This is a genomic window from Silicimonas algicola (genome assembly GCF_003970735.1).
GTDB lineage: Bacteria > Pseudomonadota > Alphaproteobacteria > Rhodobacterales > Rhodobacteraceae > Silicimonas > Silicimonas algicola.
In genome coordinates, this window is the sequence record NZ_CP034588.1 from 3,019,527 (window position 1) to 3,036,860 (window position 17,334).

17 protein-coding genes and 2 pseudogenes are annotated in these 17,334 nt (G+C 62.9%); 13 read left to right on the forward strand and 6 right to left on the reverse strand.

Annotation, left to right across the window (positions count from 1 at the left end; translation table 11 throughout):
* The first annotated feature begins 63 nt into the window (after positions 1 to 63).
* A complete protein-coding gene (locus tag EF888_RS14770; RefSeq protein ID WP_109760687.1) occupies positions 64 to 1,011 on the forward strand; it encodes a LysR family transcriptional regulator in 948 nt (315 codons plus the stop codon).
* 29 nt (positions 1,012 to 1,040) lie between these two features.
* Here the strand turns inward: EF888_RS14770 and EF888_RS14775 are convergent, their stop codons facing one another.
* Entirely contained in the window at positions 1,041 to 2,696 is a 1,656-nt protein-coding gene (locus EF888_RS14775) for a thiamine pyrophosphate-binding protein (RefSeq protein WP_109760686.1), read from the reverse strand.
* Complete coding sequence (locus tag EF888_RS14780; protein ID WP_164721709.1) at positions 2,693 to 3,928, reverse strand: MFS transporter; 1,236 nt, start codon at positions 3,926 to 3,928, stop codon at positions 2,693 to 2,695. Before EF888_RS14780 ends, EF888_RS14775 begins: the two co-directional genes overlap by 4 nt.
* Before the next feature lie 227 nt (positions 3,929 to 4,155).
* On the opposite strand from EF888_RS14780, the gene EF888_RS14785 reads away from it, so the two are divergent.
* The 3 genes from EF888_RS14785 to EF888_RS14795 all read left to right on the forward strand — a co-directional run bounded on the left by EF888_RS14785 (position 4,156) and on the right by EF888_RS14795 (position 6,510).
* A complete protein-coding gene (locus tag EF888_RS14785) occupies positions 4,156 to 5,325 on the forward strand; it encodes a thiolase domain-containing protein (RefSeq protein ID WP_109760684.1) in 1,170 nt (389 codons plus the stop codon).
* Positions 5,322 to 5,717 (forward strand): Zn-ribbon domain-containing OB-fold protein, encoded by a 396-nt coding sequence (locus tag EF888_RS14790; RefSeq protein WP_109760683.1) that lies wholly within the window; start codon positions 5,322 to 5,324, stop codon positions 5,715 to 5,717. The genes EF888_RS14785 and EF888_RS14790 overlap by 4 nt, the downstream gene beginning before the upstream one ends.
* Before the next feature lie 73 nt (positions 5,718 to 5,790).
* Entirely contained in the window at positions 5,791 to 6,510 is a 720-nt protein-coding gene (locus EF888_RS14795) for a GntR family transcriptional regulator (RefSeq protein WP_109760682.1), read from the forward strand.
* A 53-nt stretch (positions 6,511 to 6,563) separates the two neighbouring features.
* On the opposite strand, the gene EF888_RS14800 is transcribed toward EF888_RS14795, so the two are convergent.
* The gene (locus EF888_RS14800; protein ID WP_206508330.1) at positions 6,564 to 6,740 is read right to left on the reverse strand and encodes a hypothetical protein; all 177 of its coding nucleotides are present in this window, start codon (positions 6,738 to 6,740) and stop codon (positions 6,564 to 6,566) included.
* A 198-nt stretch (positions 6,741 to 6,938) separates the two neighbouring features.
* Here EF888_RS14800 and EF888_RS14805 point away from each other — a divergent pair, with 198 nt between their 5' ends.
* The 4 genes and pseudogenes from EF888_RS14805 to EF888_RS14820 all read left to right on the forward strand — a co-directional run bounded on the left by EF888_RS14805 (position 6,939) and on the right by EF888_RS14820 (position 10,457).
* Positions 6,939 to 7,058 (forward strand): DUF2924 domain-containing protein, encoded by a 120-nt coding sequence (locus EF888_RS14805; protein WP_420902673.1) that lies wholly within the window; start codon positions 6,939 to 6,941, stop codon positions 7,056 to 7,058.
* Between the two features lie 134 nt (positions 7,059 to 7,192).
* Positions 7,193 to 8,074, forward strand: a pseudogene (locus EF888_RS14810) (recombinase family protein); the annotation flags it as partial.
* Positions 8,071 to 8,475, forward strand: coding sequence for a hypothetical protein (locus tag EF888_RS14815; protein WP_109761254.1), 405 nt, complete (start codon positions 8,071 to 8,073; stop codon positions 8,473 to 8,475). The pseudogene EF888_RS14810 and the gene EF888_RS14815, both read left to right, overlap by 4 nt.
* A 17-nt stretch (positions 8,476 to 8,492) precedes the next feature.
* Positions 8,493 to 10,457, forward strand: a complete 1,965-nt coding sequence (locus tag EF888_RS14820) for a DUF2075 domain-containing protein (protein WP_109761253.1) — start codon at positions 8,493 to 8,495, stop codon at positions 10,455 to 10,457.
* Between the two features lie 316 nt (positions 10,458 to 10,773).
* Here the strand turns inward: EF888_RS14820 and EF888_RS14825 are convergent, their stop codons facing one another.
* Entirely contained in the window at positions 10,774 to 11,154 is a 381-nt protein-coding gene (locus EF888_RS14825) for a hypothetical protein (RefSeq protein ID WP_109761252.1), read from the reverse strand.
* A gap of 517 nt (positions 11,155 to 11,671) precedes the next feature.
* Between EF888_RS14825 and EF888_RS14830 the strand changes: the two genes are divergently transcribed.
* The gene (locus EF888_RS14830; protein ID WP_109761251.1) at positions 11,672 to 12,379 is read left to right on the forward strand and encodes an IS6 family transposase; all 708 of its coding nucleotides are present in this window, start codon (positions 11,672 to 11,674) and stop codon (positions 12,377 to 12,379) included.
* 80 nt (positions 12,380 to 12,459) lie between these two features.
* On the opposite strand, the gene EF888_RS14835 is transcribed toward EF888_RS14830, so the two are convergent.
* Positions 12,460 to 13,335 carry a phosphorothioated DNA-binding restriction endonuclease gene (locus EF888_RS14835; RefSeq protein ID WP_109761250.1) on the reverse strand — a complete coding sequence of 292 codons (876 nt, stop codon included), beginning with the start codon at positions 13,333 to 13,335 and terminating at the stop codon, positions 12,460 to 12,462.
* A 392-nt stretch (positions 13,336 to 13,727) separates the two neighbouring features.
* On the opposite strand from EF888_RS14835, the gene EF888_RS14840 reads away from it, so the two are divergent.
* Both EF888_RS14840 and EF888_RS14845 read left to right on the forward strand, forming a co-directional pair.
* The gene (locus tag EF888_RS14840) at positions 13,728 to 14,060 is read left to right on the forward strand and encodes a helix-turn-helix transcriptional regulator (RefSeq protein ID WP_109761249.1); all 333 of its coding nucleotides are present in this window, start codon (positions 13,728 to 13,730) and stop codon (positions 14,058 to 14,060) included.
* Positions 14,050 to 15,366, forward strand: a complete 1,317-nt coding sequence (locus EF888_RS14845) for a type II toxin-antitoxin system HipA family toxin (RefSeq protein ID WP_109761248.1) — start codon at positions 14,050 to 14,052, stop codon at positions 15,364 to 15,366. The genes EF888_RS14840 and EF888_RS14845 overlap by 11 nt, the downstream gene beginning before the upstream one ends.
* A gap of 3 nt (positions 15,367 to 15,369) precedes the next feature.
* Here the strand turns inward: EF888_RS14845 and EF888_RS14850 are convergent, their stop codons facing one another.
* On the reverse strand, positions 15,370 to 15,960 hold the full coding sequence (locus tag EF888_RS14850; RefSeq protein WP_126918586.1) for a hypothetical protein: 591 nt from the start codon (positions 15,958 to 15,960) through the stop codon (positions 15,370 to 15,372).
* A gap of 52 nt (positions 15,961 to 16,012) precedes the next feature.
* On the opposite strand from EF888_RS14850, the pseudogene EF888_RS14855 reads away from it, so the two are divergent.
* Together EF888_RS14855 and EF888_RS14860 are read left to right on the forward strand one after the other, a co-directional pair.
* Positions 16,013 to 16,525, forward strand: a pseudogene (locus EF888_RS14855) (IS6 family transposase); the annotation flags it as partial.
* A 51-nt stretch (positions 16,526 to 16,576) separates the two neighbouring features.
* Positions 16,577 to 17,281 (forward strand): IS6 family transposase, encoded by a 705-nt coding sequence (locus EF888_RS14860; protein ID WP_109761255.1) that lies wholly within the window; start codon positions 16,577 to 16,579, stop codon positions 17,279 to 17,281.
* Positions 17,282 to 17,334: the final 53 nt, after the last annotated feature.

A 17,334-nucleotide genomic window follows, 5' to 3' on the forward strand; every position in this document is an offset into this window, starting at 1 on the left:
CTGATCGCCAGTCCGGGGGGCGTCGCAAATGCCCGCACCGGATACCAGCAGGAGGGTCGTGGCGTGGAGGTACGGCAGCTTCGCTACTTTGCCAGCGTCGCCCGGGAGGGCAGTTTTGGCCGCGCGGCGGTCCGGCTGAACGTGGCCCAACCCGCGCTGAGCCGGCAGATCAAGAAGCTGGAAGAGGAACTGGGCGTCGAATTGTTCGTGCGGCATCCGCACGGCATCACCATGACCGCCGCCGCCCGCAACCTCGCGCCTCGGGCGGAGCATATCCTTGAGGAAATCGACGGGTTCCGCCACGCGTTGGAGCAGCCGGACGCGGTCGAAAAGCGCTGTCTGCGGATCGGCGTGTCGCCCGGCACGGCCGAGCTTCTGGCCTATCCGCTCTCGCAACTGATCCAGCGCCGCCACCCGCAGCTGACCTGCGAATTCGTGTCGATGCTGATGCCGGCGCGAGCTGATCTCTTGCGCGAGGGGCAGATGGCGCTGTCGGTGATGAACCGGCCGCGGTCGCTGAACGGGCTCCGCATCCTGCCCCTGCTGCGCGAGCCGCTGTGCCTGATCCACCGCCCCGACGACACAAGGCTCGACCCGGTGTCGATCGACATCGCGGATCTGGCCGGGATTGCGCTGATCCTCGGCGGTGACCGGGATTCGGGCGTCCGGTCGATCATCGAGGAGGCGTTTTCCTCCGTCGGCCTGCGGCTGACGGTGGCGGCCGTCGCCAACACCGCCGGCACCTGCAAGGCGCTGGTGCGCGAAGGCGTGGGGCCGACGATCCACGTCGCGGCGATGGCGCGCGCCGAACTGGAACGGGGCGAGTTGTGCGCGGTGCCGATCCGGGGGCTGTATTCCGTCCGGGTCATCGCCCTGTCGGAAGAGGCCGAGATGACGCCCGACCTGCGCCTGATGATCGACACGGTTCGCGACTGTTTTGCCGACCTCGTGCACTCGGGCCGCTGGCTCAGGGCCGAGATGATCGGCTGCCCGGCCCCAATCGAGGCTTGAACGCGCGAGGGTGCGGCGGGCAGCCATCGTCAGACCGGCAGCTTGCGGCCGCGCGGCGACCGGACCCGGGTGGAGATCGCGAAATCCCAGATCGCCGCCCGGTCCGCCGCAAGGTACCGCGCCAGCGCCTCGGCAACCCCGCCCGCGCCCGGGTTTTCGGCCAGCAGGTCGTGGCCCCGAGCGATCCGCGCGAAGTCGGGCCGGCCAAAGGTTGCCAGCCGGTCCGACAGGCCGATGTTGCGCAGCTTATGAATCTCGGCCCCGTAGCCGCCGTCGTTCAGCGCCACGACGATCAGGCGGATGCCCTGCCGCCGGATCGATTCCAGTTCCTGCAGATGCATCATCAACCCGCCATCGCCGTCGATCAGAACGACCTTGCCGCTGCCCCGCGCCACCGCGACGCCGATGGCGAGCGGCAGGCTAGACCCGATGGCGCCGAATTCGCGCAGCAGGTGGTGCCGTTCCGGCGGCCGCCCCTTCATGTGGGACGTGAAATAGGACGAATGGCCGGTGCCGGCGACGATGTCCCAGTCCTTGGGGATCGCGGCGTCGAGTTCGGCGACGACCGCGCGGGGGTCCAGCAAGCCGTCCTCGATCTCGACCGGCTCTTGCGGCGGGGGATTGTCGATCCGCGCCCGCATCGCGTCGCTGCGCCATCCCGACGCAGGGTCGATGGCGGAGGCGAGAGCCGCGACCCCCAGCGCCGCGTCCGCGCGCAGAAAGGTCGCCGCCACCTGCCGCCCGTGCCGCAACCCGCTGGGCGCGGTGTCGATCTGCGCCACCTGCGCCTGCGGATAGAGCGTGCCGCCGTCCGTGGTGTACTGCGTCAGACTGGCGCCGATCGCCAGCACATGCGTCGCCTCGGCAAAACAACCGCGCGCGAGGTCGTCGGAAAACCCGCCGGCCAGCCCAATGCAGAAGGGATCGTCGTCAAAGGCGCCCCGCACCGGCAGGGTCGTCGCCAGCAGCGCGCCGCAACGATCGGCCAGCGCGCGGATCTGATCCTGCGCACCCAAAGCACCGCGCCCTGCCAGCAAGATCGGCCGGGCCGCGCCTGCCAGCCAGCCGGCCAGCGCCTCCACCTCGTCCGGATGCGGGGCCAGCGGCGACAGCCGGGGTACGAGGTCGGTTGAGGCGATATAGGCGCGGTCGCGCGGCTGCGGATCCCTCATCAGGTCATAGGGGATGTTCAGCACAACGGGCATCTGTTCGAGCCTCGCCGTGTGGAACGCCTCCTGCACGCCGTCCAGCAGCAGCCGACCCGACCGCACCGCGACGACGCGGGCCCCTGCGCCGCGGGCGAGGCCTATCTGATCAACCGTCTGGTTGTACCAGCGCATCCCCACGGGCGCGTCCGCCGCCAGCACCACGACGGGCACGCGCGCCTGCGCCGCCTGCGCCAGCGCGGTCAGGATCTGGGTGAACCCGGGCCCGCAGGTGACCGAGGCGACTCCGACCTTGCCGGTGGCATAATGGTAGCCAACCGCCGCCATCACCGCGCAATGTTCGTGGCGGGCATCGACGGTGCGCACCCCTGGCCGGTCGTCCAGCGACGTGGCCCAGAGCATCTGGCCATGGCCCATCAGCTGGAAATGATGGTCCGTCCCCTCGGCGACGAAGGCGTCGGCCAGCGCCTCCCACCCCTGCAGGTCGGCCTTCACGGCCCCGCCGTCCTGGATCGTCATGCGCCCTCTCCCCTCAGATCGGTGGCGGTTTCCAGCTGGACCTCCATCCGGCGGCGGCCCTGATGCGCCGCGATCGTGGCGAGCGCCAGCAGCGCCATGGCCGCCACCAGCGGCCAGCGCAGCCCCGCCGCGGTCGCGGCAAAGCCCATGACCAGCGCGCCCACGGCCGGGCCGCCCTTGATGATCATCGCATAGACGCTGAGCACGCGACCCCGCATCCGGTCTTCGACGTTCAACTGGATCAAAGTTTGGGTCGAAATCGCCGAGGTGATGAGAAAGAACCCTGTCACCGCCATCAGCGGCAGCGCAACAAGCATCCCCGGCGCGACGGCAAAAGCGAGGAGCGAGGCGACAAGGCCGTAACAGCACAAAATCATGATGCGCACGAGGCCTTGGGCGCTCGGCCGCCCCGCCAGCCAGACCCCACCTGCCACCGCGCCGACGCCGATGGCCGATGTCAGCGCGGCGAGGTTCGTCGCGTCGCCGCCAAAGATGCGGCCAGCCCAGCCCGGCAGCAGCTCCACAACCGGACGCGCGAACAGACAGGTCGCCGACAGCAGGCCGAGCACGACCGCCAGTCCGGGGGTGCGCAGGGCATAGCGCAGCCCCGCCGCCGCCTCGGCGAACAGGCCCTGCGCCGGCGGGCGGGGCAGCGGCGGCCTCAGTTCGCGCACCACCATCAGCGCCGCCAACAGCGCAAGGAACGACAGCGCGTTGACGGCAAAGGCCCAGCCGACGCCGACCGTGGCGATGATGATGCCCGCGACCGCCGGCCCAACGAATCGGGCGAGGTTGAAGGTCACCGACTTGATGGCGACGGCCGATGTCAGGCTCTCGCGCTCTACCAGCGCCGACACGACGGCGAGGCGAAACGGCTGCACGAAGGAATCTACGACGCCCAGCGCCAGCGTCATGGCGAGCAAGGTCCAGATATCGACCAGCCCGGCGAAATACAGGAGCGCCAGCAGCCCGGCAAAGACCGCCCCCAGCGCCTGCGCCAGCCGCATGACCCTAAGTCGGCTCCACCGATCGGCGGCAACGCCGGCAAAGGGCGCGATCACGACCGCCGGGAACAGGTCGGCAAAGGCGATCACGCCAAGCCACGCGGGCGACCCGGTCAGCTCCCACACCAGCCAGCCAGCGGCAATGCGCTGGGTCCAGGTGCCGATTAACGAGACCGCGTTGCCGAGGATGTAGATGCCGAAGTTCGGCTGCAGAAGCGTGTCCAGCACCTTGCCGAAATGCAGCCTCACGGACATCGGGCAGTCCCCGGACAAGGCGGCGCCGGGGCGGCCGCAGGTTCACGGAAAACTGTATACCATTATCCTCGGCGCGCAAGGTTGGCCGACACCTTTTTCCGGGTTTCTGCCATTGCAGCCTTACTGCGTTGAGACATTCTGGTTGCCGGGCTAGCCGGTCAAGGTATACCATAGTGCGGAGTAAGGACGGGAGGAGAGCGATGACGATCCGCCATGCGGCCTGCATCGTTGGCGCCTTCGAACATCCGACGCGCCACGCCCCTGACAAAAGCCACGCCCAGCTGCATGCCGAGGTCGCGGCCGGCGCCATCGCCGATGCGGGCCTGAGCCGCGACGACATTGACGGTTATTTCTGTTCCGGCGACGCGCCGGGCGGGCTCCAGTCGATGCTGAACTATCTCAACCTTACGGTGCGCCATGTCGACGCCACCGACATCGGCGGTGTGTCCCCTGTAGTGCAGGTCGCCCATGCAGCGGCGGCCATCGCGCTGGGACGCTGCAGCGTCGCGCTCATCACGCTGGCGGGGCGACCCAGGGCCGACCGCATCAGGACCGGGACCGAGCCGCGAATCCGCCATGCCGCCGCACCGGACGTGCAGTGGGAATACCCTTACGCCATTCCTACCGCCGCGAGCTATGCGCTGGCCGCACGCCGGCACATGCACGAGTTCGGCACCACGTCAGAACAACTCGCCTGGATCAAGGTCGCGGCCTCGCACCATGCGCAGCACAACCAGCACGCCGTGCTGCGCGACCTCGTGACGGTCGAGGATGTGGTGAATTCACCCCTAGTCGCGGACCCGCTGCACCGGCTGGACTGCTGCGTCATCAGCGACGGCGGCGGCGCGGTCGTGGTCGCCCGGCCGGACATCGCGCGGTCGCTGGCGCGTCCGGTGGTGCGGGTGCTCGGGGCGGGGGAATCGACCGGGCACCAGCACGGCGGCCGGATCGACCTAACCCGGACGGCGGCGGTGCGCACCGGCCCCGTCGCCTTTGCCGAGGCAGGGGTGACGCCCGCCGACATCCGCTACGCCTCGCTCTACGACAGCTTTACCATCACCGTGCTGCTGCAGCTCGAGGATCTGGGATTCTGTGGCAAGGGAAAGGGCGGCGCCTTTGTCTCGGACGGGGCTCTGATTTCGGGGGTCGGGCGGCTGGCGGTCAACACCGACGGTGGCGGGCTGTGCAACAACCACCCCGCCAATCGTGGCGGCATCACCAAGATCATCGAGGCCGTACGCCAGCTGCGCGGCGAGGCGCATCCGGCCGTGCAGGTGCCGGACTGCGCGCTGGCGCTGGTCCACGGCACCGGCGGGCAACTGGCGACCCGACACGGTGCCGGCACCCTGATCTTGGAGCGCGCGGCATGACCAACGACCGCGCCATCCCTCCGGTCCGCCCTGACCCCGAAAGCCTGCCCTTTTGGGAGGCGGCGCGCGAGGGCCGGTTCCTGATCCGCCGCTGCCGCGCCTGCGCTCAGGCGCATTGGTTCCCGCGCAGCCTCTGCCCGTTCTGCTGGACTGCCGACACGACTTGGGAACAGGCGAGCGGGCACGGCACCGTCTATTCCTGGACCGTGCTGCGCGCCGGGGCGGTGCCGAACATCGTAGCCTTTGTCGAACTAGACGAAGGGCCAAGGATGCTGACCGACCTTGTAGACGTTGACCCTGACGCCGTGGCGATCGGACAGCTTGTCGAAATCGTATTCTGCCGCACATCCGACCCGGACGGCCCGCCGGTCCCGATGTTCCGCCCGCGCTGATCCGCGGCATGGTGGCGCGGCAAATCCAATCTGGTATGCTGCACGGCAACGCGAGCCGCAGGAGTGACGAAGAATGACGGACCAGAAGGCGATCCGCAAACCCAGCGACGGCACACCACTTGCCGAACGCGCCTACGATGTGGTGCGCGAGGCGATCGAGTCGGGCAAGCTCGCCCCGGGGAACCGGATTTCGGAATACCGCGTGGCCGAGTGGCTTGGCATCAGCCGCACCCCGGCGCGCGAGGGGCTGCGCCGGCTCGAGGCCGAGGGGCTTTTGTCAGGGCATGACGGCAGCGGGCTGGTCGTCGTATCGGTGGACGAGGATGCGCAGCGCGAACTGTTCCTTACGCGCGAGGTACTGGAAAGCGCGCTGGCGGCACAGGCGGCACTGAATGGATCAGGGCCGGACTTGGCCGCGATCACCCGCCACGCGCGGGCCGAGGCGGAGCTGTTCGGCGACTGCGACCGGATGTATGTGCACAACAAGATCTTTCACGACCTAATCCGCCGCGCAGCGCATAACCGCTACCTCGCCAAGATGAGCGCCACGACGATGGACATGGTCACTGCCGACCGGCGCGGGTCCACCCTGCTGGTGCCGGAACGGCAGACCGAAGTGATCGCAGAACACGCGATCCTGGCCGAGGCGATCGCCGCGCGGAACGCGGCAGCGGCGGCCGAGGCGGCGGCGCAGCACGTCCGCAACGCCTATACCGCGCGGCTGCGGATGGACCTTCCTGAACCGGGCAAACCGGGCCGCTTCGGCACCGGCCGCCGCGCCACGGCCGGCTGACGCCGCGCCGGCGCCAAGCAGGCAGCCGCGGCGCGAAGTTTACCTGATCGCCGTCATTGGACCGACCCGAACACCGCCCCAATCCCGGTAAGGGCCACTGCGAGCGTGCCCCAGAAGGTCACGCGCCATATCGCCTTCACCACGTTCGCGCCGGCAGCCCAGGCGCCCAGCAGCGCCAGGAACAGCAGCGAGGCCGCCGACACCCCCGCCACCAGTGTCGGCCGCGGCATCAATAGGACCATAGCCGGCGGCACCGCGGCGCCAACGGCAAGGTCGCGGCCGAGGTCAGCGCCGTATTGCGCAAATAATCTGATAGTGAAGCTTCCCCTTCCCCAGACAGACACGTCCCACCGGCTCCGTGACGGGTATGCCGAGCGCGGAGAGGCCGTTTCGGACGGCCACGAGCGCCCCATCACTTTACGCGACTGCTGCGCGAGTGGCAGGGAGTCGAGCAAGTCGTCACGGTCACAGCCGACTGTTTCGAATGGCAGGTAGGATCATACAAGTCGCTGTCCTCGATCGCCCGCGCCATCACCGGCACGCGGTGAAATGGCTGGAACTTCTTCGGCCTCAAGAACCACAGAGGGCGGACATGACGCAGCCGTCCGAAAAAATCGAAGGTCGTCCGCAAGCTGCGGAGTGCTGTCTACAATCGGAAATCCTCAATTGAAGCGCTGGAGCACGCGAGGTGACCGCCGAACGCATTCGCGACAATGTCGCCGCCAGCCGCCGCAAGGGCATCTGGATGGATGGCGTGCCGCCCTTCGGCTACCGCGTCGAGAGCCGGAAGCTCGCCCACGATGGCGAACGCGCCGAGCAGGCGCTCTGGATCTTCCGGCGCTTCATAGAGGTCGGGTCGGGCACCATCCTCGCTCGCGAAGCGGCTGAGCGCGGCATCCTCAACCGCACCGGACGTCCGATCGACAAGAAGGCGATCTACCGGATGCTGAGCAACCGGACGTATCTCGGCGAGGCGCCGTTCAAGGGTGACAGCTTCCCCGGCGAGCATGACGCCATCGTCGACCAGACGACCTGGGACCGGGTCCACGCCATCCTGAAGGAGAGCCCGCGCAAACGAGCTGCGAACACCTGGTCGGACACGCCTGCGCTGCTGAAGGGGTTGCTCTACGGGCCAGACGGCGCGGCGTTCTCGCCGACGCACACCCGCAAGGGCGGCAGGCTCTACCGCTTCTACGTCAGCCAGACGGTGCTGAAGCACGGCGCTGGAGCCTGCCCTGTCGGGCGCGTGCCTGCGGGTGAGATCGAGCGGGCCGTGATTGACCAGCTGCGGGCGGTGTTCCGCCAGCGTGAGATCGTGGCGGGGACGTGAAAGACGGCGCGGGCGCAGGACGACGAGGTCACCGAGGCCGACGCCCGCGATGCCGTTCAGCAACTCGACCCTCTGTGGGACGAACTCTTCCCCGCCGAGCAGGCGCGCATCTTGGCGCTGCTGGTCGAGCGCGTGGACATTGGCGATGGGGGCCTGAACGTCCGGCTCCGCGTCGATGGTCTCGGCGGTCTGGCGCGAGAGATGCTGGCCGGAGACATGGGAGAAGCCGCATGACCCGAGGTGCCCCAGTCCCCGAGACGGTGACGCTCCATGTCCCGTTCCGCATCGTGAAGCGGGGCGGGCGCAAGCAGATGGTGTTGCCCAGCAACACGCCGGAGGGCGTCGCCCAGCCGCGTCGACCGGATAACACGCTGGTCAAGGCTCTGGCGCGCGCGTTCAGATGGAAGCGGATGCTGGAGTCGGGCGAGTTCGCGACCACCGCGGAGCTAGCCGACCGCGAGGGGATCGCGCCCTCCTACTTGACCCGGGTTCTGCGGCTGACGCTGTTGGCGCCCGACATTGTCGAGGCGATACTGGACGGAAGGCAGGGGCCGGAGGTCGCGCTGGCGCAGGTGCTGGAGCCTTTTCCCGAAGGATGGGATGAACAACCCGGCGCCCTGGCGTCACGCAAATGAATCTGACATGCAAAGGCATGCGCGATTCATACTATTCGGCATCCGCCCTCGACTTCTTGAACTCCTCAGATGAAAGCGTTCTCGGTGAACTTGCCCGATCGCATCACCACGCGCTTGAGCATGAACAGCGCTTTGCCTGGATTAAGCAGATTGAAATCCTGAAACGCGTGCTGGCGAGCACGCCGGACGCGCACGTTTTCTTAGAGTTTTCTGTCCCGCGCATGGGGAAACGTGCCGACGCAGTAGTTCTTCACTGTGGCATGGTTATTGTACTCGAGTTCAAGGTCAACTCCGCATCTTTCGATAGAGCCGCAATTGAACAGGTCCACGACTATGCACTGGATTTGAAGAACTTCCATCTGGGCAGCCACTCCCTTCCAATCCTTCCTGTATTGATCGCGACCCGCGCCGAAGCTCGATTGCAGCAGCCTCGCTGGGCGACCGATCTTGTGTCCGCGCCGGTTCTCATAGGTCCCAATGGGCTGGCCGACACACTAGCCCTCCAACGGCCGCCCGCAGCCAGGCACGATCACATTGATGTAGCTGCATGGCGCGCCTCGGGCTACCGCCCAACGCCCACCATTATTGAGGCTGCCGAAGCGCTCTACAGAAGCCACGCGGTGGAGGAGATATCGCGCTCAGATGCCGGGGCAAAAAACTTGCAGGCTACCGCAGGTCGGATTGCTGAAGTGATTGAGGAATCAAAACGCGATCAGTTCAAATCGATCTGCTTCATCACCGGCGTGCCAGGCGCTGGGAAAACTTTAGCTGGGCTGAACATCGCCGCCAAACGCGCTAAACGCCACGAAGACGAACACGCGGTTTTTCTATCCGGTAACGGCCCTCTGGTCGACGTGTTGCGAGAGGCACTGGCCCGCGACCAGAACAGTCGCGAGAAAATCGCCTTGGGCGAGGCCAGAAGACGGGTCAGGACCTTCGTCCAGAACATTCACCATTTTCGCGATCACTATCTGGACCGGGATGAAGTTCCGTTCGAGAAAGTTGTAGTCTTCGATGAAGCGCAGAGGGCTTGGACGGCTGGTCAAGCGACCAACTTCATGAAAAAGCGCGGCTATGATGACTTCGACAAGTCCGAGCCTGAATTTCTGATCAGCGTCATGGATAGGCATCGTGACTGGTGCACGGTCATTTGCCTGATTGGGGGCGGACAAGAGATCAACACGGGCGAAGCAGGCCTGATGGAATGGCTGACCGCTCTCAAGGATAGGTTTCCCGGTTGGCGGGTGCACGCCTCTTCGCTGCTAGAGGATCGGCATTACACCGCGTCTTCCGAGGCAAAAACATTGCTGGCGGCGCCGAACATCGTGAAGCACCCTGATCTGCACCTGGCGGTCTCAATGCGGTCGTTCCGTGCCGAGCAACTTTCGGCGTTCGTGGGTCAGATGCTCGACGGAGACGCATCAGGCGCAAAGCATTCTCTAGCCGCCATGGGAGGCCGCTATCCGATTGTTGTCTCTCGTGATTTAGCGCGGGTCCGCAGTTGGCTGCGTAGCATGGCGCGAGGTAGCGAGCGGCTTGGCCTTGTCGCTTCATCAGGAGGATACCGTCTCCGCCCGGAGGGCATCCATGTGAAGGCGAAAATCGAACCGGCAACCTGGTTTCTCAATGACAGGCTGGACGTCCGCTCTTCGTACTATCTCGAGGAGGTCGCCACCCAATTCGATATTCAGGGGCTCGAGCTGGATTGGGCCGGTGTCTGTTGGGACGCGGACCTCCGCTGGATAGATGCCGCCTGGCAGTTTCACGCGTTCAAAGGGACCAAATGGCAGCAAGTTCGCGACGAGACGAAGCGTTTATACCTGCTAAATGCCTATCGCGTACTCTTGACCCGCGCGCGGCAGGGTATGGCCATCTTTGTACCCACCGGCGATCGTGACGATCCGACGCGACCACCTGCTTTCTATGACGGCACGTACGAGTTTCTACTTCGCTGCGGCGCGGTCCAACTCGAAGACCAGTGACCGAGATGACCCGCATCGACTGACTTTCAGAATTCCAGCACCGTTTCAGTTGTCGCGCTGGGCAAGCCCTGCGAATCTAAGCCGAATGGTAGAAGATACGGTTTCGCGGCGAGATGTTGGTCAAAGATAGATTCAGCGAGTTGAACAGCTCATTCCGACCCTTTACGATCAACGCTAAAAACATCCAGCCCAGGCGTTCCAAAACTGAGGCCTGGGGTTTCAGGCGCAAAAAATGCATGCGAGACCGACGTGATCGGCCCAGAGGAGACACTCGTCGCAGCAAACACGCCGCGGTGCAGCTTCACCAAAGCAGACATCATATAGGATGGCCGAGAAGTGGTCTTACGGGTTCAATGCGGTATCTCTTCCTGAATTCACGGAGCACCATTTCAAGCGTTGCCTCAAAGGCGCTCTGGTCAAACATCATCGTTTTCTTTGCTTCGTGGAGATAGCGCCAATCAACAAACGCATCTTTGTGCTGCAAAAGAATGTCTCGGATACCGTAGTCGAAGAAAAAGACGCTGGGATGACGCGGGTTCACCGCTCGATTGAACTCCTCGTCAAGCCTCTGCTGGCTTTCGGGCAGCAAGGCATCAAAGAGCTTTGTCAGGTCATGCGACTTGACGACATTTGGATCGTTATAGTCAAAAACGAACCATGCTTTGAGCGCCAATTCCATCGAAAGCGCCAACAGCATTGGCTCTACGCCGACGTGATCGCGATCGGTCCAGTCTTCAACTTCCTCAAAAACGCTGGTCTGGGAAGCTCTTTATCTTTCGAAAGATCGCTGTAGCGGCATCCCCGATCCTGATTGCTGTCGATAAACGAGCACTCATCGTTAGTCCTCTTGTTTGTCCGCACCCAGATTGGAAACCAATCGAACCCTTTGCAAGAAGGCAATCGCACGAAGTTGACGGCCCATAGCTGCCGTTAGGTTGTTTTCTAGCCAATGTCCACTTCGCGCCCTCCTATCGGTCGTTCCTGCACCCAGTGCTCTTTCCTAGGATTTGCCTTCCTCGCGTGCCGGCAGGTGCCAGTCCGGAGAACCGGAACTGGAACTTACTTGCAGTTTCCAGGCCAAAAGTTGGAAGGCAGCCTACGCTGAATGCGGCCGTTCTCACACTCCACCGCCCGACATTTCGCCGATTAGCTTTGTAGGTAGTGTCAGAGCAAAACGGGTTGAGCGAGGTTAAGCTGGCACGTAGCCTGCTGCCATGACCCAGAAGCACAGCCCGTTCCGCTATTTCAAGACCTCGTCCGAGATCATTCGTCTGGCAGTAATGATGTACATCCGCTTCCCTCTGTCGCTCCGGAATGTGGAAGACCTGCTACACGAGCGGGGTGTCGAAGTGAGCCACGAGACGATCCGGTACTGGTGGAACCGGTTCGGGCCGATGTTCGCGGCAGAGATCCGGAAGCGCCGGGTGCAGGACATGCGCTCGAGCCGGTGGCGGTGGCATCTCGACGAGATGTTCGTGAAGATCAACGGTAAGCAACACTATCTCTGGAGGGCCGTCGACCACGAAGGCGAGGTGCTGGAGAGCTTTGTCACCGTCACACGGGACAAGTCGGCGGCGCTGAGATTCTTGAGAAAATCGATGAAACGGCACGGCCGGCCGGTGGAGGTGGTGACGGATCGACTGCGCACCTACGGCGCAGCTCTGAAGGAAATGGGACGAGGCGACGATCGCGAGACGGGTCGCTGGGTGAACAACCGGGCGGAGAACTCGCACTTGCCGTTCCGAAGGCGGGAGCGGGCAATGCAGCGCTTCCGACAGATGCGATGTCTGCAGAAGTTTGCCTCTGTCCATGCCTCGGTTCACAACCACTTCAACCTGGAACGCAGCCTCTCCTCCCGCATCGTATTCAAGCAGAGCCGTGCTGCCGCCCTCGCCGAGTGGCGCGGCCTTTTCGCGGCCTGACGTATCAGCTCGCCTGTCCTTGCGGAGACTGGTTCGCATTCGTCTGACACCACCCTGACGAGCTTTCCTGATGTCATCGCCTACCCCACCACGCCTTTGAATATCTGATCGTTGTGCCAGTGGATGTAAGCGGGCGTCGGGTGCAGCTTATCGCTTCTGGGAAGCAGGATTTCCTTTTCATGAAACTCGTCGTTGAGTTTGCGCCCCCAGTCGCCGACAACGCGCTCGGAGACCCTAATCTTGAGATTGGGGTCAACGGTCATCGCCCCTAGGTCGAAGAGCTTGTGGTGGATAACGCAGAGCGCAAGGCCGTTGTCGATGTCGTCGGGGCCGCCGGCCGAGTGCATTTTGATGTGGGCGGCCTCAAGGGCGATGGCGGCACCATTCATCTTGGCGTCGTACTTACAGACACAGCATTGCTCGTAGTAGGCGGTGAGCACCATGACGCGGAACCGCGGATCACGCTTACGGCGCAGGACGGCTTCTCGTTCATCATCGCCGAGATACATACCGACCGCATCCAGGATGTCCTGATGCAGGCTTGGCGAGAAGTTCCGCTCCAGAAGGTTGATGGCGACGTTGTCGATCAGCTTTGGGTCTTTCCGGAAGGCGGCAAGGACGTCATCCGAGAAACCCGCCTGCAGCCGTCGGTCTCGCGCTTCGGTGAGGTTCAGGTCGCCTGAGGCGTTCTTATCGTGGGGCTCGACCCACCAGATGTGATCGTTGGCAAGGCGGGTGTAAGGGAAGACAACGCTGGTTTTGGCATTGAACGGTCCGTAGGTTTGGATGAGAGGTCCGACGACGTCTTCGGCATCGGTGAAGGCAATGCGTTCGGCGTTTTCGTTCTTCAGCTTGGAGAGAGCGTACAAAAGCAATAGTGGCTTGTGCGGCGCCAGCTTCCCACCCTTTGCGAAAATCCGTATCGTTTCAAACCGTTTTAGTGTGTCGTCTGCCATTCTATTTTTTTCTGTCTTCTCAATCTCTTGCCTGACGTCAGAATATCAGACAATGGCGCCCACGCAAAGAATTGCATGTCTGATCGCCCTGCTTCGCCGGAGCCGTTCGTCACCCCTCACTTGCTGATGGGGGTGCGGCGGCGAGGACGAGGCAGGCGCGTATCCCGGCCCTGCTTTGCTGGTGAGTTTGGATCACTCCACTCCCATGCACAAACCTTCTGCTCAGCCTAACTGTCTGATACGCAATGTTCAATAAGATGCACGTGAGCGCCCTTCCCGTCCAATTAACTGAACAAGAACTTGACATCTGTACGAATTCTATTGTATGATGTTCAATAAGATGTACGTGAACCAGCTTTACGTACAATAAACAGAACAAAGGCAGGTTTACGATGAAACGCAAAAGAAGCTACTCGCGGGTGACGCGGCAAGCGCTTTTGATCTTAGGCAAGCTCATCAAAGTTGGCCGGGCAGAACGTGGCATGACTGCACAGGACCTTGCCGACAGAGCGGGCATCAGCCGCACGACACTGTACACCATCGAAAAAGGGGAGCCAGGAAGCGAAATCGGCACCGTATTTGAGGTCGCAGCCCTCGTGGGCGTGCGGCTGTTCGAATACGACGAAAGAACCCTTGCCATGCACAAAGCTCGGCTTGACGAAAAACTAACCTTGCTCCCCCAAAGCGTGCGGACATCTACTCAGGAGGTCGATGATGACTTCTAAGGGTGGACAGATCAAAGAGGCGTTTGTCTGGATTTGGCTACCAGGCGAGACAGAACCTCACGTTGCTGGCCGGATCGAACGAGTCGGCGAGCGCTACGTCTTCAACTATGGCGCCAGCTACCTTGAGCGTGAGAACGCGATTCCGATCTACGAGCCTGAGTTGCCACTCCGCCGCGGCCGGATCGAACCAATCGCAGACCTTAAGATGGCTAGTTGCATTCGTGACGGCTCGCCGGACGCGTGGGGGCGCAGGGTCATCATCAACCGCCTCGTCGGTGCAAAGGCTGCGGAGGCCAAAGTCCGCGATATAACAGAGTTGGCTTACCTTCTGGAATCGGGCTCAGACCGGATTGGCGCGCTCGACTTCCAGGAATCCGCAACGGAATACGTTCCCCGCTTGAAATCGGAGGCGTCCTACGAGGAACTGCTTGAAGCGGCCGAACGCATCGAGAAAGGCGTGCCGCTGACACCGGCGCTCGACCAGGCACTTAATCACGGGACATCTATCGGCGGCGCACGCCCGAAAGCCTTGATCGATCGCGGTGATCGTAAGCTGATTGCGAAGTTTTCTTCGAGCACGGACCTCTACAGCGTCGTGAAGGCAGAATTCATAGCCATGCGGCTTGCTGCTGCCTGTGGGCTAAATGTCGCCCCCGTTTCCCTGATCGGGGCCGCGGGCAAGGACGTGCTGCTGATCGAACGTTTCGACCGCATCAAGACCAATAGCGGCTGGCAACGCAAGGCCATGGTCTCGGCACTGACGATGCTCGGGTTGGATGAAATGATGGCGCGTTACGCCTCGTACGAGGTCCTGGCCGAGATCATCCGCCATCACTTCACTAATCCAAAAGAAACACTCAGAGACCTCTATGGACGGATTTGCTTCAACATTCTTTGCGGCAACACGGACGATCATGCCCGGAACCACGCTGCTTTCTGGGACGGTAAAATGCTGACAATGACTCCGGCCTATGACATCTGCCCGCAAGGCCGCGCTGGTGGTGAGGCCACACAAGCAATGCTTATAAAAGGCGATAACCGGCTGAGCGGACTCAGCACTTGCCTCGCCGCCGCCGGGGATTTCCTGCTAACAGCGGATGAAGCTATCGAAATCATCAAGGGCCAAATCTCGACAATTGCCGGAGAATGGGACGCGATCTGCGAAATTGCCGGGCTATCCCCAACAGATAAGAGCCTGTTTGCCGGTCGTCAGTTTTTGAACCCCTACTGCGTTGAAGGACTCGGAAACGACCATGTCGAACTGATCCAGCATTTTGAACGTGCGCGCACGCATTTGACCGCCTAGGCATCAATCACCATCGCGCTCCATCTTGAATCCGCAACCACGACCGCGCCGCTGCCCAATTTCGTCGGCGCGCTGCTTCCAGCTTTTGCGCAGATCGCCACCGTCATCGCCGTCACCATCGTCGGCGCTCTCGCCTTGAGAGGCCCTCGCTTCAGCGTTGAATTCCTGTCCGAGCGCACCCTCGTCAAGCAGACGCGGATCGGTGCGCTGGACGCGAACCTTATCCTTGTCTTCGGCGGCGCGTTTTTCTTTCTTCTTGGTGCGTTCCATCAGGGCTTCGCGCTTGAGGTCACGCTCCAGTGAGACCCGCTCGCGGCGATCAATTTTGTCGAGGGCTTTCTTCTGCCCTTCGAGAGCGATCTTCTCGCGCTCATGCCGACGCGCCAGCGCCTCGTTTTCAAGCCGGTGCCGTTCGCGCGGATCAAGACCAGTCCGCTCGGAAATATGACCAAGGACTGAGCGCAACGCTGGGGAGCCAGAGATCAGATCGGCCACATGCGCGCGCATCCGAAAGAGCATGCCGGAAGATTCCGCATGTTGGGCGGCATGCAGGGCGAGCCGTTCCTGCTGCTGGGTAAGCAGTATGGCTGGCACTGTCAGAAGAACTTGCCTTGAGACGGGTTCGTGACTTCCCTACCCTCGCCCGATGACGAAACGCAGTCCCTTCAAGTACTTCAAGACGTCGCCCGAGATCATCCGCCTGGCGGTGATGCTCTACGTCCGCTTCCCGCTATCGCTGCGGAACGTCGAGGACCTTCTCCACGAACGTGGCATCGAGGTCAGCCACGAGACGGTCCGGTACTGGTGGAACCGGTTTGGTCCGATGTTTGCGTCCGAGATCCGGAAGCGCCGGGTCCAGGGCCTGCGCTCGAGCCGATGGCGGTGGCACCTGGACGAGATGTTCGTGAAGATCAACGGCCGGCAGCACTATCTCTGGCGGGCCGTAGATCATGAAGGTGAGGTACTGGAAAGCTTCGTCACGACGACCCGCGACAAGAAGGCAGCGCTCAAATTTCTCAGGAAATCGATGAAGCGTCACGGCCGGCCGGAGGAAGTGGTGACCGATCGCCTCCGCACCTATGGCGCAGCCCTCAAGGAAATGGGGCGAGGCGACGATCGCGAAATGGGTCGCTGGGTGAACAACAGGGCGGAGGGCAGTGTCAGAAGAACTTGCCTTGAGACAGGATCGTGGCCGACCTACCCTCGCCCAATGACGAAACGCAGCCCCTTCAGGTACTTCAAGACGAGCCCCGAGATCATCCGCCTGGCTGTCATGCTCTACGTCCGCTTCCCACTCTCATTGCGGAACGTCGAAGATCTTCTCCACGAACGTGGCATCGACGTCAGCCACGAGACGGTCCGGTACTGGTGGAACCGGTTCGGTCCAATGTTTGCCTCCGAGATCCGGAAGCGCCGGGTCCAGGGCAGGCGCTCGAGCCGGTGGCGTTGGCATCTGGACGAGATGTTCGTGAAGATCAACGGCAGGCAGCACTATCTCTGGCGGGCCGTCGATCATGAGGGTGAGGTTCTCGAGAGCTTCGTCACGATCACCCGGGACAAGAAGGCAGCGCTGAAGTTCCTCAGGAAAGCGATGAAGCGGCACGGCCGGCCGGAGGAAGTGGTGACCGATCGCCTCCGCACCTACGGCGCAGCTCTGAAGGAAATGGGGCGCGGCGATGATCGCGAGATGGGTCGCTGGGTGAACAACCGGGCGGAGAACTCGCATCTGCCGTTCCGAAGACGGGAGCGGGCGATGCAGCGCTTCCGCCAGATGCGATGTCTGCAAAAGTTTGCCTCCGTCCACGCCTCCGTTTCGAACCACTTCAACCAGGAACGCAGCCTCTCCAGTCGAAACCTCTTCAAGCTGAACCGCACCGCCGCTCTTGTCGAATGGCGCGGTCTTTATGCAGGTTGAGGGTCTGCGTCACCGGCTTGCGGCGACTGGTTCGCATTGGTCTGACAGCACCG

Excerpts from the sequence above, each read along its gene's own strand:
- EF888_RS14775 (WP_109760686.1), bottom strand. The coding sequence starts at position 2,696 with ATGACGATCCAGGACGGCGGGGCCGTGAAGGCCGACCTGCAGGGGTGG.
- EF888_RS14785 (WP_109760684.1), top strand. The coding sequence starts at position 4,156 with ATGACGATCCGCCATGCGGCCTGCATCGTTGGCGCCTTCGAACATCCG.
- EF888_RS14790 (WP_109760683.1), top strand. The coding sequence starts at position 5,322 with ATGACCAACGACCGCGCCATCCCTCCGGTCCGCCCTGACCCCGAAAGC.
- EF888_RS14795 (WP_109760682.1), top strand. The coding sequence starts at position 5,791 with ATGACGGACCAGAAGGCGATCCGCAAACCCAGCGACGGCACACCACTT.
- EF888_RS14800 (WP_206508330.1), bottom strand. The coding sequence starts at position 6,740 with ATGCCGCGGCCGACACTGGTGGCGGGGGTGTCGGCGGCCTCGCTGCTG.
- EF888_RS14815 (WP_109761254.1), top strand. The coding sequence starts at position 8,071 with ATGACCCGAGGTGCCCCAGTCCCCGAGACGGTGACGCTCCATGTCCCG.
- EF888_RS14820 (WP_109761253.1), top strand. The coding sequence starts at position 8,493 with ATGCGCGATTCATACTATTCGGCATCCGCCCTCGACTTCTTGAACTCC.
- EF888_RS14825 (WP_109761252.1), bottom strand. The coding sequence starts at position 11,154 with ATGCTGTTGGCGCTTTCGATGGAATTGGCGCTCAAAGCATGGTTCGTT.
- EF888_RS14830 (WP_109761251.1), top strand. The coding sequence starts at position 11,672 with ATGACCCAGAAGCACAGCCCGTTCCGCTATTTCAAGACCTCGTCCGAG.
- EF888_RS14835 (WP_109761250.1), bottom strand. The coding sequence starts at position 13,335 with ATGGCAGACGACACACTAAAACGGTTTGAAACGATACGGATTTTCGCA.
- EF888_RS14840 (WP_109761249.1), top strand. The coding sequence starts at position 13,728 with ATGAAACGCAAAAGAAGCTACTCGCGGGTGACGCGGCAAGCGCTTTTG.
- EF888_RS14845 (WP_109761248.1), top strand. The coding sequence starts at position 14,050 with ATGACTTCTAAGGGTGGACAGATCAAAGAGGCGTTTGTCTGGATTTGG.
- EF888_RS14860 (WP_109761255.1), top strand. The coding sequence starts at position 16,577 with ATGACGAAACGCAGCCCCTTCAGGTACTTCAAGACGAGCCCCGAGATC.